19 protein-coding genes and 1 tRNA gene are annotated in these 16,401 nt (G+C 43.5%); 18 read left to right on the top strand and 2 right to left on the bottom strand.

Going from position 1 to position 16,401, the window contains the following annotated elements; all coding sequences use genetic code 11:
* Positions 1-20 precede the first annotated feature (20 nt).
* From AC1DE7_RS29800 to AC1DE7_RS29785, 4 genes are all read left to right on the top strand, one after another.
* Positions 21-782 (top strand): ParA family protein, encoded by a 762-nt coding sequence (locus tag AC1DE7_RS29800; protein WP_036611966.1) that lies wholly within the window; start codon positions 21-23, stop codon positions 780-782.
* Positions 775-1,620 (top strand): ParB/RepB/Spo0J family partition protein, encoded by an 846-nt coding sequence (locus tag AC1DE7_RS29795; RefSeq protein WP_036611964.1) that lies wholly within the window; start codon positions 775-777, stop codon positions 1,618-1,620. Before AC1DE7_RS29800 ends, AC1DE7_RS29795 begins: the two co-directional genes overlap by 8 nt.
* Positions 1,621-1,781: 161 nt before the next feature.
* Complete coding sequence (locus AC1DE7_RS29790) at positions 1,782-2,936, top strand: aminotransferase class V-fold PLP-dependent enzyme (RefSeq protein ID WP_477535748.1); 1,155 nt, start codon at positions 1,782-1,784, stop codon at positions 2,934-2,936.
* Positions 2,937-3,076: 140 nt separating this feature from the next.
* Complete coding sequence (locus AC1DE7_RS29785; RefSeq protein ID WP_036611960.1) at positions 3,077-3,577, top strand: DUF4446 family protein; 501 nt, start codon at positions 3,077-3,079, stop codon at positions 3,575-3,577.
* Here the strand turns inward: AC1DE7_RS29785 and yyaC are convergent.
* On the bottom strand, positions 3,552-4,157 hold the full coding sequence (yyaC, locus tag AC1DE7_RS29780; protein WP_036611957.1) for a spore protease YyaC: 606 nt from the start codon (positions 4,155-4,157) through the stop codon (positions 3,552-3,554). The two genes, AC1DE7_RS29785 and yyaC, sit on opposite strands and share 26 nt — an antisense overlap.
* A 117-nt stretch (positions 4,158-4,274) precedes the next feature.
* On the opposite strand from yyaC, the gene AC1DE7_RS29775 reads away from it, so the two are divergent.
* The 4 genes from AC1DE7_RS29775 to AC1DE7_RS29760 all read left to right on the top strand — a co-directional run bounded on the left by AC1DE7_RS29775 (position 4,275) and on the right by AC1DE7_RS29760 (position 5,887).
* Entirely contained in the window at positions 4,275-4,538 is a 264-nt protein-coding gene (locus AC1DE7_RS29775; protein WP_017691427.1) for a putative Se/S carrier protein, read from the top strand.
* 14 nt (positions 4,539-4,552) lie between these two features.
* Positions 4,553-5,494 (top strand): mechanosensitive ion channel family protein, encoded by a 942-nt coding sequence (locus AC1DE7_RS29770; RefSeq protein ID WP_477535747.1) that lies wholly within the window; start codon positions 4,553-4,555, stop codon positions 5,492-5,494.
* The gene (locus AC1DE7_RS29765) at positions 5,484-5,693 is read left to right on the top strand and encodes a DUF951 domain-containing protein (RefSeq protein WP_036611950.1); all 210 of its coding nucleotides are present in this window, start codon (positions 5,484-5,486) and stop codon (positions 5,691-5,693) included. Before AC1DE7_RS29770 ends, AC1DE7_RS29765 begins: the two co-directional genes overlap by 11 nt.
* Before the next feature lie 103 nt (positions 5,694-5,796).
* Positions 5,797-5,887: transfer RNA gene (locus AC1DE7_RS29760), tRNA-Ser, on the top strand.
* Between the two features lie 388 nt (positions 5,888-6,275).
* Here the strand turns inward: AC1DE7_RS29760 and AC1DE7_RS29755 are convergent.
* The gene (locus AC1DE7_RS29755; RefSeq protein WP_036671877.1) at positions 6,276-6,470 is read right to left on the bottom strand and encodes a YjzC family protein; all 195 of its coding nucleotides are present in this window, start codon (positions 6,468-6,470) and stop codon (positions 6,276-6,278) included.
* A gap of 202 nt (positions 6,471-6,672) precedes the next feature.
* Here AC1DE7_RS29755 and rpsF point away from each other — a divergent pair, with 202 nt between their 5' ends.
* The 10 genes from rpsF (at position 6,673) to AC1DE7_RS29705 (ending at position 16,221) form a co-directional block, all read left to right on the top strand.
* Positions 6,673-6,966 carry a 30S ribosomal protein S6 gene (gene rpsF / locus AC1DE7_RS29750; RefSeq protein ID WP_036611944.1) on the top strand — a complete coding sequence of 98 codons (294 nt, stop codon included), beginning with the start codon at positions 6,673-6,675 and terminating at the stop codon, positions 6,964-6,966.
* A gap of 48 nt (positions 6,967-7,014) precedes the next feature.
* Complete coding sequence (gene ssb, locus AC1DE7_RS29745; protein WP_017691432.1) at positions 7,015-7,500, top strand: single-stranded DNA-binding protein; 486 nt, start codon at positions 7,015-7,017, stop codon at positions 7,498-7,500.
* A 56-nt stretch (positions 7,501-7,556) separates the two neighbouring features.
* Complete coding sequence (rpsR, locus tag AC1DE7_RS29740; protein ID WP_017691433.1) at positions 7,557-7,829, top strand: 30S ribosomal protein S18; 273 nt, start codon at positions 7,557-7,559, stop codon at positions 7,827-7,829.
* Positions 7,830-8,057: 228 nt separating this feature from the next.
* Positions 8,058-8,648 carry a M15 family metallopeptidase gene (locus AC1DE7_RS29735; protein ID WP_127547524.1) on the top strand — a complete coding sequence of 197 codons (591 nt, stop codon included), beginning with the start codon at positions 8,058-8,060 and terminating at the stop codon, positions 8,646-8,648.
* 725 nt (positions 8,649-9,373) lie between these two features.
* Positions 9,374-10,363 carry an ABC transporter ATP-binding protein gene (locus tag AC1DE7_RS29730; RefSeq protein WP_026081379.1) on the top strand — a complete coding sequence of 330 codons (990 nt, stop codon included), beginning with the start codon at positions 9,374-9,376 and terminating at the stop codon, positions 10,361-10,363.
* 14 nt (positions 10,364-10,377) lie between these two features.
* Positions 10,378-11,310, top strand: a complete 933-nt coding sequence (locus tag AC1DE7_RS29725; RefSeq protein ID WP_047841027.1) for an ABC transporter ATP-binding protein — start codon at positions 10,378-10,380, stop codon at positions 11,308-11,310.
* A 7-nt stretch (positions 11,311-11,317) separates the two neighbouring features.
* Complete coding sequence (opp4B, locus tag AC1DE7_RS29720) at positions 11,318-12,280, top strand: oligopeptide ABC transporter permease (protein ID WP_036611942.1); 963 nt, start codon at positions 11,318-11,320, stop codon at positions 12,278-12,280.
* Positions 12,281-12,309: 29 nt separating this feature from the next.
* A complete protein-coding gene (locus AC1DE7_RS29715) occupies positions 12,310-13,215 on the top strand; it encodes an ABC transporter permease (protein ID WP_036611941.1) in 906 nt (301 codons plus the stop codon).
* Positions 13,216-13,234: 19 nt separating this feature from the next.
* Positions 13,235-15,061 (top strand): oligopeptide ABC transporter substrate-binding protein, encoded by a 1,827-nt coding sequence (locus AC1DE7_RS29710; RefSeq protein ID WP_477535746.1) that lies wholly within the window; start codon positions 13,235-13,237, stop codon positions 15,059-15,061.
* A gap of 254 nt (positions 15,062-15,315) precedes the next feature.
* Positions 15,316-16,221: a D-alanyl-D-alanine carboxypeptidase family protein gene (locus AC1DE7_RS29705; protein ID WP_282319776.1), complete on the top strand. Its 906-nt coding sequence runs from the start codon at positions 15,316-15,318 to the stop codon at positions 16,219-16,221.
* Positions 16,222-16,401 lie beyond the last annotated feature (180 nt).

Raw genomic sequence — 16,401 nt, 5'->3', positions numbered from 1 at the left:
TTTTATTTGAGGTGAAGTAATTGTCTAAGATTATGGCCGTAGCAAATCAAAAGGGCGGTGTGGGGAAAACGACGACATCTGTTAACTTGGGTGCAGGACTGGCTTCACTCGGGAAAAGAGTATTGCTTGTCGATATTGACCCTCAGGGGAATACAACCAGCGGAGTCGGAATCAATAAAGCAGATGTGGCTAATTGTATATATGATGTCATTATTAATGAGGTTCCTCCTCAAGAAGCAATTTTGGAGACTCAGATTGAAGGCCTTCATATCATACCTGCAACGATTCAGCTTGCCGGAGCCGAGATCGAATTGGTGTCCACGATATCACGGGAAGTTCGCCTGAAAAAATCACTCGCCATGGTGAAAAAAAACTATGATTACATACTGATCGATTGTCCACCATCTCTTGGTATGTTAACGATCAATTCGTTGACTGCTTCCGATTCGGTGATCATTCCGATTCAGTGTGAGTATTATGCACTTGAAGGATTAAGTCAGTTGCTCAATACAGTTCGTCTGGTACAGAAACATCTGAATACATCCCTGCAGATTGAAGGGGTATTGCTGACGATGTTTGATGCGCGGACCAATCTGGGGATTCAGGTTATTGAAGAAGTGAAAAAGTATTTTCAACAAAAAGTATATCAAACGATTATTCCGCGTAACGTACGGCTTAGTGAAGCACCATCTCATGGTCAATCCATTATTACGTATGACCCTCGTTCAAGAGGGGCGGAAGTGTATTTAGAGCTCGCAAAGGAAGTGATTTCTTATGAGTAAGCGGCTTGGAAAAGGTCTTGATGCCCTCATTCCTTCGCTTTCAATTAATGACGATGATAAAGTCGTAGAAATCCCGATTAGTCAACTGCGGGCTAACCCCTATCAACCACGTAAAGTATTTGATGAGGGCGCAATACATGAACTGGCTGAGTCCATTCGTCAGCACGGTGTCATACAACCCATTATTGTTCGTCCTGTATTACGAGGTTATGAGATTATTGCCGGAGAACGACGGTTCAGAGCTTCGCAATATTGTGGTAATGCCACGGTACCGGCTGTAGTCCGCAACTTCAGTGATCAGCAGGTAATGGAGATTGCGTTGATCGAGAACCTGCAACGGGAGAATCTGAACGCTATGGAAGTTGCAGTTGCTTATCAGGGGTTAATGGATCAATTCGCGTTGACTCAGGAAGAGTTGTCTGTAAAAGTAGGTAAATCACGTTCTCACATTGCTAACTTCTTGCGTCTGTTATCTTTGCCCGAAGAAGTAAAAGACCATGTTTCACGTGGAACATTATCTATGGGACATGCACGTGCGATCGTAGGTGTTAAAGACGAGGTTATAGTGAAGCAACTTGCGAAACAGACCATTGATCAGCAATGGAGTGTACGTGAGTTGGAGGAAGCTGTTCAACAACTGGATCGCTCCAAAACAGGTGAGGCTAAAGCCAAATCGAAGTTAAAAAAGAAAGATCCATTCATTGATACATTGGAAGAATCTCTTCGTGAACGTTTCAAAACTACAGTGAAAATCAAGCACAATAAAGATAAAGGTAAAATTGAGCTCAACTACTACAGTCAACAGGATCTGGAACGGCTATTGGAATTGTTACAATAACAGTCGGCTCTATGATTCATTAACAACATGCGGGGCTTACTCATGTCATGACATATCGCCTCTGTACCATGGAGAAACGATATGTCATTCTTTGTTTATAGGGTTATATGTGCAATATGTGCAGGCGAATTATTAATTTATAGGACAGAGGTGGTTGTGAGGTGGAGGGAGTTATCTATCTAGATCATGCAGCAACATCTTGGCCCAAACCACCTGCTGTCGGTGATGCGATGTTGAGTGCATTGGAGATTGCCGGAGCCAATCCTGGCAGAGGAAGTCACCGTATGGCTGTTCAGGCAAGTCGTGTATTGTTCGAGGCGAGAAAATCCATATCCAATATCTTTGGAATCAAAAATGCGAATGATATTGCATTCGGATCAAATACGACAGAAGCACTAAATCTGGCGATTCAAGGCTCGCTCAGAGAGGGTGACCATGTGATTGCCACCATGGCTGAACATAACTCAGTCAGACGACCACTAGAGTATATGCGCAGACTCCGAAATGTGGAGATTGATTATGTACCTGTTAATGCTGCGGGAGCCATTGATCTGATGCAAATGGAACGTATGTTTCGTTCCAATACCAGATTGGTGGTATGTACACATAGTTCGAATCTGCTTGGCAGTATTCTTCCTATTGGAGAAATTTCGCTCCTATGTGGTAAACATCAGGCGATCTTATTGGTAGATGCGGCTCAGAGTGCTGGGGTTATGCCTGTGAGTGTACAACAATTGGGCATAGATATGTTGGCTTTTCCAGGGCATAAGGGACTGCTTGGTCCTCAGGGTACAGGGGGCTTGTACATTGCTCCAGAGCTCGATATAGAGCCTTTACTTCATGGAGGAACAGGAAGTCAGTCAGAAGCTGTAGAGCAGCCAAAGGTGCGTCCTGATCGGTATGAAGCGGGGACGCCGAATACAGTCGGGATCGCAGGGCTGAATGCAGGTGTGAAACATGTACTTGAGATGACACCCGCGTTCATCTACCAACATGAGTGGGAACTGACCCAACATATGATGGATGGGCTGTCATCCGTTAAGGGTATACGAATGCTTGGTCCAGAGATTGGACAGCCACGCACTGGATTAGTATCTTTTACTGTAGATGGGTATGATTCAGCACAACTGGCCTTCCGTTTAGATCGGAATTATGGGATTGCGGTTCGCTCCGGTTTTCATTGCACACCGCTTGCACACGAATCTGCTGGTACAACCGCTACCGGAGCAGTAAGGGCCAGTGTGGGGTACAATTCAACTAGAGAACATGTGGAAGCACTCGTTAAGGCAGTGTTGGAATTGACTGGGGCAGACTAGATTAGAGTTGAAATGATGAACTCATTTGATATCGGGTTGCTTGATTAAGCTTATGGATATCGGGTTGATTTATAAAGAATGATAATATTACAGGACAGACGTTAATCTGATCAAAAATATAGAGGGGTAGTTGCAATTACATGGCTGAATTAAACGAGCTGATTCTGGAACAGCTGTTATGGATTATTGGCGGAATGGCATTACTTACGGTGATCTTGCTGATTGTGAGTATTGTTCAAGGGGCAAAGTTACGAAAGTTTAAACGTAAATATGAAGCCATGATGGCTGGCAGTGGAGTAGAGGACCTGGAATCGTTGCTGGTTAATCTGAAAATTCAGATGGACAGCATTGAGGATGAACACAAACTGCAAACGAATCAGCTGCAAGTTGTCATGCAAAAGCTGACCCGCATTCAAGGTAAAGTTGGCGTGAAAAGGTACAATGCATATGGAGAGCGTGGCAGTGATCTGAGCTTCTCAATGGCCATGATTAACGATAGCCAGGATGGCATGATCCTTACGGGGATATATAACCGTGACGGTTCTTACGTATATGCCAAACCTCTTAAAGGGGGAGAGTCCACGTATACTCTGTCCCCAGAGGAAAAGGAAGCTATTACTCTGGCACAGCAAGCAGAGTAGAACGTGTATGCCATTCCCGGATGGCCGAGTACAGACTGCTGGATATAATCTCGGACATGCGCATAACAAGACTGAGCCGTGTGTTCTGTAGAACAAAGTATTCCATAAAGCCGCCGACGTTAACGATACCTGTCAGATGGATATCGCCGACCGGCGGTAATTCTTTATTTACCCCCGCACCCGGCTTGAGTGGACCATTCACAACTTGAATGCATCCCACACTGGATGATTGACCGAGACAGGCGTCAATGCCAATCACATAAGGGTTATGGTGTGTTTTCTGTATGTTGTGGAGTGTATCTTGCAGGTTCATCGCATGGACTGGTTCATCCAAGGTACCATATAGATGGAATAAAGGGCTGTCCCACTTGGAAAGGGCTGATCCGACCAGAGGACCAAGGCAGTCGCCTGTTGAGCGATCTGTGCCGATGCAGACAATCACTACATTTTGTAGAGAATGGGCTTTATAGAGGTGAAACATTAAACGATGGGTAATGGCCGAATGAATACCTGGATCGGTATGGGGGATTTTCAAACTGGTCATGTCTTGTGATGAAAAGGAACGCGAAGTAGGATTCATAGGATCTATCCTTTCCCTTGGAATAGTAGTAACAGTATATGGAAAGGTAGAGCGTTTTATACTTCGAGAGGACAAGCTTTTTCTCTAGGGTTGGACGTATGGTGAAAGGAGCCGAACATGGACGAATGGATTAACGATTGGATGCTGATTGCATTTGATTCAACCCAGCAGGCACTGCGTGCTGAAATGCTGCTGGAGTTTGCTGAGATAGAGATTGATTTGTTCCCTACACCAAAAGAAATTACAGCAGGGTGTGCGTTATGTATTCAGTTTCCAAAAGAGGATCTGGAGCGAGTGCAGAAGATCATTCGTAACGAGTTCGTAGAGATCCGAGGCCTCTATTTCAAAACAGAAGACAGCTATGATAACATACCGATGTAGAGGAGGGATGATGAATGTTGTCATTTCAGTTTGCTCAAGGGACTACAGCTAGCGGTCCGGTAGCCGCCGTGGATGAAGCCCTTCGTTGGACGGATAAAGTCTGGAACAAAATTGCAGATCCCGATATGTGGCTTAACATTATGTTCAGCTCAATCCGGATCATCATTATTTTTATCATCACCCGTATTGTCATTAAGGTAGTCTATCGAATTATAGATCGTTCCATGGAACGCAAGCAGGAAGGCAAGATTCGCGTGAATCCGCGCAGGTTCGTAACCGTAGGGGAACTGTTGAAAAATGCGACCTCCATAACATGTAATTTTATTATGATTCTGCTACTGTTATCTGAGATCAATATCCAAGTTGGACCGCTACTCGCGAGTGCTGGTGTGCTCGGGCTTGCCATTGGTTTTGGTGCACAGGGTCTGGTCAAGGATGTTATTACCGGTTTCTTCATTATATTGGAGGATCAGTTCGCTGTGGGGGATGTTATTCAGACGGGAACCTACAAGGGAACGGTTGAAGTGATCGGACTTAGAACAACGAAACTGGTCAGCTGGCAAGGTGAAGTGCACATTATCCCAAACGGGGCGATTGCAAGTGTAACGAACTACTCCATGTCAAATTCGCTGGCTGTAGTGGATATTCCGATGAAGGCGGACTTAAGTCTCGATGAGTCAGTACATCTGGTGAAGAAGTCTTTGGTTGGGATTGAAGAGCGTGACCTAAATATTGTGAAGGTGCCGGATGTGCTCGGTATACAGTCGATGTCTACATCTGAGTATGTGGTGCGAATCGTGGCTGAATGTATGCCTAACTCTCGTGCTTCGGTGGAACGTCAGATTCAGGGTGATGTGAAAAAAACGCTGGAGTATCATGAGATGAGCAATCAAGCCGTATTGGAACAGGCAGTAGCTTTGGAGAAAGATGAGGGGGATGGCACAGGTGGAGCGTAAAAGTTTCCAGCTTGGGGATATTGTGCAGATGAAGAAGCAGCATCCCTGTGGCAGCAATGAGATGGAGATCATTCGTATGGGTATGGATATTCGGATTAAGTGTGTCGGATGTAAACACAGCGTGTTGATTCCAAGAGCGAAATTCGAGAAAAACATGAAGAAGGTACTGCGTTCAGCCGAGGATTCCACTGAATCTTGAGCTTGCTATAATTCGGTATGCAGTATGCGTAATAACGTTTACATGCAAGCTCCGTATGAGTGTTGCGTTCTGTAAATGATCATGCTATAATCAATAATGCTGCGGAAAGGTACCCAAGAGGCCCAAGGGGGCTGACTCGAAATCAGTTAGGCGTGTCACAGCGTGCGTGGGTTCGAATCCCACCCTTTCCGCCACTTCAATTGTAATTTACTCAATACACATTGAGTTTAATAAAAAGATCGATAAGAAGACTTTCCATTAGGAAAGTCTTTTTTGTATAACGTTTTAAACACGAAAAATAAAGAGCCCCGAAGGGCTCTTTATCCGGCGGTGCATTTGTTTGTTAGGAAACAATCGGTCGTAACAATCAGACATTTGGTGTACTGCACGTAGCAATACGCGTGCTTCAGACGAAGGGCCTTACTACACATAACCACTTGCTTCTTAAATTACGTGATGAATCTCCAACAGCGAATGATCGGCTTCGTTGTCCAACGGAACCACACCTCTCTCGTGCACCGCCTGATTGTATTATGTGCTTTATTCCGTTTTATATACATGGATCGTAAAAAAGTATTGCGATTAATGGACGCGGGCTTTGGTCAGCTTCTTCCACTTACGATTATGATTGCTTGTTTCGGGAAAAGCTTCACCTTTTTGCAGCGTTACCCGCTTTGGGTTCTGAATTTCCGTGACAAAGCTTTTTTCCCCAACTTCCGTGTACTCTCCATCGTTTGGGGCTTTGTCTCCTGGTTCAAACTCGGTTTTTTCACCCATGATAAAACCTCCTCTGCAGATTATGTTACTTTGTTGCTTCTGTAGTGTGCTCCATAGCCGGGCTGATCATGTGCCAATATGTACAGGGAACGTTTGCTTGCACTTTGACTCGGTATTTGTTATATTAATATAGTTCGAGTTTGTGCTCGTTCCTTGCTCTCAACCTAGATTGAGGGCCAGAGTCCATAAGGAGGTGAAAATTATGCGCAAATATGAAGTGATGTACATTATTCGTCCTGACATTGAGCAAGAAGTTGTTCAAGCTACAGTCGATAAATTCCAAGGCATCATCTCCAACGGCGGTGGTGAAGTTACAGCTCACGACGTTATGGGTAAACGCCGTCTTGCGTATGAGATCAAGAAATTCCGTGATGGTTTTTATGTTCTGGTACATTTCACTGCTGAACCAGCAGTTGTAACTGAACTTGAGCGTCTCATGAAGATTTCTGACGAAGTAATTCGTTATCTCATTACCAACGACGTTAAGTCTGCTTAAGACTACTCGTGATTAACGCACCAATACGCTCTGAAGGAGGGGATTACATTGTTGAACCGTGTCATTCTGATCGGACGGTTAACCCGGGATCCTGAGTTGCGTTACACTCCAGCAGGAGTGGCAGTTACGCAATTTACTTTGGCAGTGGACAGACCGTTTACAAGCCAAGGGGGAGAAAAGGAAGCCGATTTCATTCCGGTCGTAACCTGGAGACAGCTTGCCGAGACCTGTGCGAACTACTTGCGCAAAGGACGCCTGGCTGCAGTCGAAGGACGCATTCAAGTACGGAACTACGAGAATAACGAAGGAAAACGTGTATACGTGACCGAAGTCATTGCCGATAATGTCCGTTTCTTGGAGTCAGCTAACCGTGATAATAGCGGTGGCGGCGGTGGGCAACCAATGCGTGAAGAGCCTTCTTATGGAGGCGGCGGACGCGCGAACAATAACAATAATTCGCGTAGCAACAATCAGGATCCTTTTTCCGATGACGGAAAACCGATTGATATATCGGATGATGATTTGCCATTTTAACATGAGCTGATACTCTTAGGAGATATGGGTTACATGATAGGAAAGGACTGAAAAGCATGGGCTTCAAGCAAAGAGAAGGCGGAGACAACGATAAAAGACCGGCACGTCGTGGCGGCCGTAATAAACGTCGTAAAGTGTGCTTCTTCACAGCTAACAAAATTACTCACATCGATTATAAAGATACGGACTTGCTTCGTAAATTTATCAGCGAACGTGGAAAAATTTTGCCACGCCGTGTAACAGGTACTAGCGCTAAATATCAACGCATGCTGACGATTGCAATCAAACGCTCCCGTCAAATCGCATTATTGCCATACACAACTGAGTAGTTTTTACTCAGCTTGCATACGAAGCAGTCGGCTTATAGCCGGCTGCTTTTTTGTATATATCAATAGAATTATTAGAAATAACAGATCCACTCTAACAAATGGAAGAATTCAATACTGTGGTGATAGAAGCATTCAAGGCTCAAATGAATTATAATAGAGTCTAATCTACTGAAAAGGTTCAGGCAGCAGGAATAGCTGTTTATTTCAGAATAAACACCAGGAGTGGATATGAATACATCAAAACGTAAAGGCAAACAGAGAAAAAAAAGTCTGAAAACCTGGATTATAGCTACTCTTTTACTTTCCATTATATATGTATGGTTACAGCAAAAAGATGATATAGATAATATGTGGCCTGGGACAACAATCCAAGAAGCTCTGCCAATCACCGGCCTACATCCTGTGGTAGCAGAGAATGAGAAATTATTGGTACGTAAGGCAGCGAGACGTGGAATAGAGATTGTTATCACCCACGGTTACCGAAGTTCCGAGGAGCAAGATGCACTATTCAACCAAGGACGCTCAAGCGCAGGCAATATCGTTACTAATGCACGTGGTGGTGAGTCATATCATAACTACGGATTGGCAATTGATTTTGCACTGAGGACGCCTGAGGGTGATGTGGTGTGGGATATGGAACGTGATGATAACGGCAATGGCGAGGCAGACTGGATGGAAATTGTGGATCTTGCCAAAGAGTTAGGTTTCACTTGGGGTGGAGACTGGGCAAACTTTCCGGACTATCCTCACTTGCAGATGGATTTTGGACTGAGTATTAATGAGTTAAAACGTGGTAAAAGACCCCCTGACTCTCAGTAAAAGGTGTTATATATACACTTAAATGAATAATTATTAGATAAGCTCTGCATTTTGCAGGGCTTTTTTCTTTCTTTTGTAAAATAAATGATAAAAGATGACAATTTGGTCTTTACATTAGCAAATAAATAAAACTATACTAGATTAACTAGATTTTTTACTCTGATCGCACATATTATTTCAATTGTAAGCATAACGGCTCCGGTTCAATAAAATTCAGCTATAGATCGAGATATAATCATCACTCATATATGTAACATTTACCTCACGCAAAATTAAGAATGTCTACTTAAATCAAAGCATACACATACACTAAATGTAACTATTATGTTATGTATATGTTATATCGGCTAAATGCCTATGTTCACCTCACAGCCAAAAACAAGATAACACCTCTCAAAATTCCTGCTATATGCCTTTATAGTATTACTAATATCCAAATCTGTAGTATAAAAAACATTTATACCAAAAATCTCAAAATAAGCATTGACGTTAGCTAAAATTACACGTATGATTACATTAATTATTTTGATATATAATTCCGCTAGGAATTATCAACATTAATTGACCAATGGTCTAAATATAAGTCTCTTAAACTTGTTTCTCCTAACAATTTGGTATTTTGTATAAGCTATTGTTCGTTATCTTCAAGAACTTGGAAATATACAGTGGATGCATTTCTACACACGAATACAATCTACGGAAATTATGGGGTTAGGGTGATTGATTTGAATACAGAGCTATTGGAAGTCAGAAATCTAACAACATCATTCAGAATTGAAGATGACTATTATGCAGCAGTGGATCACGTTAACCTTACGGTGAAGAAAAATGAAGTGTTGGCGATTGTAGGTGAATCCGGGTCAGGTAAAAGTGCTTTTGCATTCTCTCTTATGGGTTTGCATAACAAAGCAAAGATCGAAGGCCAGATTCTCTATAAAGGACAAGATATTGCCAACATCTCCCCAAGCAAATTAAACAAGCTACGCGGCAAAGAAATGGGCATGATTTTTCAGGACCCATTGTCCGCACTAAATCCTCTAATGATTATTGGTGAACAGATTGAAGAGATTCTCACACTTCATCAGTCCAAGCTGTCTTCCAGAGAGAAGAGAGAAAAGGTCATTCACTTATTGAATCAGGTAGGGATTCCACGTCCCGAACAAATATACAAGCAGTATCCCCACGAACTATCTGGTGGTATGAGACAGAGAATTGTTATTGCCATTGCGATTGCCAACAAACCGGAACTACTTATAGCCGATGAGCCAACGACGGCGCTTGACGTTACGATTCAACTACAGATCCTGGAACTAATCCGAGATCTGAAGAATGAAATTAACGCAGGCATTATTCTGATTACACATGATCTGGGTGTCGTAGCTGAGATGGCTGATCGCGTTGCAGTTATGTATGCAGGCGAAATTGTTGAAATCGCAGATATCTTCACATTGATGAACGATGCGAAGCATCCATATACCCGCTCACTGTTGAACTCTATTCCCACCCTGTCTGAAGAAGGATCCAAATTACATGTCATCCAAGGTATTGTACCATCACTCAAAAATCTTCCTCGCAAAGGGTGCAGATTCAAAGCCCGAATTCCATGGATTAGTGAATCGGCTCATGAAGAGAACCCACAGATGCATGAAATTGCACCAGGTCACTTTGTACGGTGTACCTGTTACCAGCACTTTCATTTCCCTGACCAAAGCTGAGGAGGAATAACATAATGGCATTACTCGAAGTAGAAGGGCTCAAGATACACTTTCCAATTCGCGGTGGATTGCTTAAACGGGAAATTGGCAGTGTAAAGGCTGTTGATGATGTTAGCTTCTCCATTGAAGAAGGACAGACCTATGGTCTGGTTGGCGAATCAGGTTCAGGTAAGACAACAACAGGCAGAGCCATTATTGGGCTAAACCATGTCACTGACGGAAAGATTCTGTTTAACGGCAAAAATCTGGCTACAGAGCGACGTAAGAACAGGCAACTCCAGCGGGATGTTCAAATGATTTTTCAAGACCCATATTCATCACTGAATCCAAAGAAGCGGGTTATCGATATTATCGCTGAGCCGTTTCGTAACTATGAGCGTCTGACAGCTACCGAGGAGAAAAGACAAGTAAGAGAATTACTTGAAAAGGTTGGCCTGAGTCCGGAATCAATCTACAAATATCCGCATGAATTCTCCGGCGGACAGCGTCAACGGATTGGCATTGCACGGGCTATTGCACTGAAGCCGAAACTAATTATCGCGGATGAACCTGTATCTGCACTCGATGTATCGGTACAAGCTCAGGTACTCAACTTCATGCAGGAAATTCAAAAAGAATTAAATCTGACCTATCTGTTCATCAGTCACGATCTGGGCATCATCCGGCATATGTGTGATCAGATTGGAATTATGTATAAAGGTCGATATGTGGAACAGGGCACAACAAATGATATTTTTGAGAATCCACAACACATCTATACCAAACGTCTCATTGCAGCCATTCCGGATATGGACCCAACCAAACGAGAGGAAATGGTAGCCTTCCGTCAACAGGTCAAATCCGAGTATGAACATTCATACCGAAATTTCTTTGATGAGGAAGGGCTTGCATACTCGCTCAAATCCATTTCCGATACTCACCGAGTAGCTCTACCTCAGAAAGGTTGAAGGCCATATGTGGAAAACGATAGTACGCAGAATTATCATAATGATCCCTCAGATCTTTTTACTAAGTCTTTTGGTCTTTCTGATGGCCAAAGCCATGCCGGGCGATGCACTAACGGGATTGCTTGATCCAAGCGTTGATCCCAAAGCATTGGAAGCGCAGCGAGAGAGACTAGGATTGAATAATCCCTGGTACGTGCAATATTGGGACTGGATCAAAAACGCCATCCAAGGTGATTTTGGGCAATCCTTCCGTTTCAAAATGCCGGTTACCGACTTGATCGGTCAGCGTGTAGCAAATACATTCTGGCTCGCACTGGCGACACTTGTACTGACTTACCTGATCGCTATTCCACTGGGTATCATCAGTGGTCGTTACAACGATACCTGGTCTGATCGGTTGATCACGGGATACACTTACCTGGGGTTTGCCGCACCATTGTTCATCTTCGCACTGGTGATGGTATGGATCTTCGGATTCCACTTCGGCTGGTTCCCGACAGGAGGTAGCGTTGCGCCGGGTCTTACACCAGGCACATTCAGCTACGTAATGAGTAAGTTCTATCATCTATTATTGCCGGCATTATCCATGGCACTAATTACAACGGTATCTACGGTTCAATATTTACGTAGTGAAATCATTGATATCAAGCATAAGGAATTCGTTATTACTGCCAGAGCCAAAGGCGCCTCGGAATCCCGGATCTACAACAGGCATATCTTGAGGAACTCACTATTACCTATCGCCGCGTTCTTCGGATATGAGATTACAGGGCTTATCGGAGGTACGGTATTTATTGAAAGTATATTCAGTTATCCAGGTATGGGGCAGTTGTTCCTGAGTTCCATCTCATTGCGTGACTTCAGCGTTGTGACTGCACTCGTATTGTTGTATGGCGTAGCTTCCATTCTCGGGGCATTGCTGTCTGACATAATTCTAGGAATTGTAGATCCACGTATACGGATCAAGTAAGAACTTGAAGATTTCGGGGTGAAAACAAGATGAGCAAGGCCAACGAGGTAGTTGTAACTTCACAAAAGGTTGATAAAAGCCCCTCCAGCTTGAGTATTTTATGGAGGGAGCTTGTCAGAGATAAGGTGGCACTAATCTCGCTCATTTTCTTGGGCTTGGTCATGTTGCTGGTATATGGCACGTCTCTCATTCTGAATCAGGATGATATCGTACGCGTGGATCTGTTTGCCTTATATGAACCACCATCCGCGAAATATTGGTTAGGAACGGATTATGGAGGTCGTGATGTATTTGGCCAGCTGGTCATCGGTACACGTAACTCCCTGACCATTGGAATTATCGTAACGTTAATGACTGGCTTCATAGGTATCTTAATTGGCCTTTTATCCGGTTATTTCGGTGGAATGATAGACAACCTGTTTATGCGTGTTGTTGATTTCTTCATGATCCTTCCGATGTTGATGATTGTTATCGCGTTTGTTACGGCAGTACCGAAATACAATATCATCTCGTTCTCTCTAATCATGACGGCATTTCTCTGGATGGGTATCGCCAGATTGATTCGCTCCAAAGCATTACAGGAACGGGAACTGGATTATGTAAAAGCTTCAAAAACATTGGGCTCTTCTCATCTGAAGATTATGCTCTCACAAGTTCTTCCGAATCTGAGCTCCATTATTATTGTAACGATGACATTGAATCTCGCTGCCAACATTGGCCTCGAATCCGGGCTGTCTTTCCTAGGGTTTGGTTTTCCCGAAAGTACGCCTAGTCTTGGAACACTCGTAAGTTATGCACGTAATCCGCAAACCCTGGAGTCCAGATGGTGGATATGGCTACCCGCATCGGTACTGATTCTGGTATTGATGTTGAGTATAAATAATGTCGGTCAAGCCCTAAAGCGTGCGACTGATGCAAGACAAAGAAGAGGTTAAAAAAAGGGAGGAAAGGTTCATGAAAAAGGGATTATTTTCACGGGGACTATTTTTCACGATGATGTTGGTCTTTGTATTGGTGCTCGCAGCGTGCTCTGAGAAAGAAGCAGCTACTCCAGCTCCAGCTTCCAACACAGAAGAGGGAAAAACGGAGGAAAAACCTGCTAATGAAGAGGGCGTTTACTCCATTGATGACTTCAACAATGTCAAAACGAATGAGGGTACTGCGATCGAGGGTGGATCGATTACATTCGGACTTGTATCGGATACTGCTTTTGAAGGTACACTGAACTACAACTTCTATTCCGGTAACCCGGATGTTCAGGTACTGCAATGGTTCGATGAGCCATTACTTACATGGGACAAAGACTATGTGTACACCAATGATGGTGCAGCAACATATGAGACATCTGAAGATGGCAAAACGTTCACACTGACCATTCGTGACAACGTAAACTGGCATGATGGCAAGCCGGTAACGGCTGAAGATCTGCAATTTGCTTATGAAGTTATTGGTAACAAAGCGTATGATGGTCCACGTTATGACTCCAACTTTACTAGCATAGTAGGTATGGAAGAATTCCATGCTGGAAAAGCAAAAACAATCTCTGGTATTAAAGTGCTGAGCGACAAACAAATCAGCATTACGTATAAAGAATCCACTCCGTCCCTGCTGACAGGTGGCGTATGGACGTATCCACTGGCTAAACATATCTTCGGCGATATGGATGTAGCAAAAATGTCTTCTTCCAAAGAAGTACGTGAAAAACCAATTGGTTTTGGTCCATTTAAAGTGGATGTCATCACTCCGGGTGAGTCTGTAACTTATGTTAAGAACGAAGACTACTGGCGTGGGGCTCCGAAACTGGACAAAGTGACTCTGAAAGTTATCAACCCGACAACGGTTGTTCAAGAACTGAAATCTGGCGGGGTAGACCTCGTGGATGCATTCCCGACAGATCAATACAAAGATAATGCTAACCTGTCCAACGTAGAATTCCTGGGCGCAATCGATCGTGCTTATACGTACATCGGTTTCAAACTGGGTACGTGGGATGAAGAGAACGGAAAAGTTGTAAGCAATGCCGAAGCAAAAATGGGCGACAAAAACTTGCGTAAAGCAATGTGGATGGCTGTAGATAACGATCAAGTAGGTAAACGTTTCTATAATGGCCTGCGTTGGAATGCAACAACCTTGATTCCACCATCTCACCCAGAATTCCATGATTCCAACAATCCGGGTGTAGCATATGATCCAGAAGCAGCGAAAGCATTGCTCGACGAAGCTGGTTACAAACTGGATGGTGAATTCCGTACGAATCCGGATGGAACACCACTCGAAATCAACTTTGTATCCATGACTGGTGGCGACACAGCTGAACCATTGGCTCGTTATTATGTTCAATCATGGGCAGCTATTGGTTTGAAAGTAAACCTGGAAATGGTTGAGTTCAACAGCTTCTATGACCGTGTAGGTAACACAGGTAAAGATGATCCGAAAATTGATGTGTATCAAGCAGCATGGGGCGTTGGTATTGACGTAGATCCATCTGGTCTGTATGGCCGCGATGCACTCTACAACTTCTCCAGATTCTCCAGCGAAGAGAATGACAAATTGCTGGCACAAGGTATCTCAGCTGAAGCATTTGATGTAGACAAGCGTAAAGAGATCTACAATCAATGGCAGCAATACATGGTAGATGAAGTTCCTGTATTCCCTACACTGTATCGTGCAGTTGTAGCGCCAGTTAACAAACGTGTAATGAACTATGCGATTGGTGATGGAACAGGCGTTTACCTGAGCGACCTGCAAGTTAATGCAGACAAAGCAGTTGTAGCTCAGTAAAACATTCTTAAATTAGCAGCTGTAAGGATTGGGGTCCTTTAAGAAGCCGGTTGCTAGATTATTAATGAAGAATTCTCCTGGGAAAATGAATAAAAAGTGTCTTTAAAAACATGGATTCTGTACACTCTGGCATGGGTGTATGGGGTTCATGTTATTTTTGTAACCAAAAAATAAAAAAAATTTAACTTTTTTTCAAAAAAGTGCAGACAAAATGCCTCTTTACTTCGTCTATATAGGTAAGAGGTGATCATCTTATGAAAAAATGGTGGAAACGGGCAGGTATGCTGCTAGCTCTCTTGCTTATTATATATTTGGGTGTGAAACCGGACATGCTGGTAGGCAAACCGGGAATTAAAGCTGAATCTGCGGTACTAATGGATATGAACTCTGAACAGATCTTAATGGATTTTAACGGCTCCGAAGAGATTGCTCCGGCAGGCGTCAGTAAGTTGATGACAGAACTGTTAGTAATGGAGGCCGTGATCAATGGTGATATAGGCTGGAATGATCTTGTTAATGTGAGTCTGTATGCCAGCTCCGTGGGGGGCAGTCAACTGACCCTGAAACAAGGAGAGCAATTCACCGTTCAGGAGTTGTTCGAGATCATAGCTGTCTATTCAGCCAATGATGCAGCGGTTGCTCTGGCTGAACATATCAGTGGTACAGAGCAGAAGTTTGTGCAACAGATGAATCAGAAAGCAACTCAGATTGGGCTGTCTGAGGATACACAATTCACGAATTCAACGGGCCTCAGTGAAAAGCTGCTTGGTCCTAACCGTCCGATGGATATACAAGGGCAGACCTTAATGACGGCTATAGATGCATGCAAGCTTGCGCGATATCTGCTGAATAACCATCCCGAGATTTTAAGAATCTCCAGTCAAATGCAAGTATCAATGCACCAAAAAGGGATGTACATGAGTAACACGAACTGGATGTTGTCCTCTATTGGTGGACCGTATGCTTATGATGGGAATGACGGATTAAAGACCGGGTATGATGAAGATTCCGGATATCATTTTGTGGGGACAGCTGAACGTGATGGGAAAAGACTGATATCAGTTGTATTTGGAACAGATACTCGTGAAGGGCGTTTTGTGGAGACTCGGAAGTTATTCAACTATGGGTTTTCGGGAAACCGAGTCAGACCAGATTATTGAAGCATTACGCAAGCGTTAGTACGTTAGATAAGATATGAGGGCTGCCGCAGGTTCGACTGAACATGTGGTAGCTCTATTGTATCGAATCAGACGTAATTTGATCCATATAACCATATTATTAAATTGACATATGGTTTTCTTTTGTTTTAAAATGACCAGTGAGTCATTATTATTCAACTC

It is taken from the genome of Paenibacillus sp. 10L310, from assembly GCF_056395745.1.
Note: the sequence above shows the minus strand (reverse complement) of the source record. Positions and strands in the feature narration are given on the sequence as shown.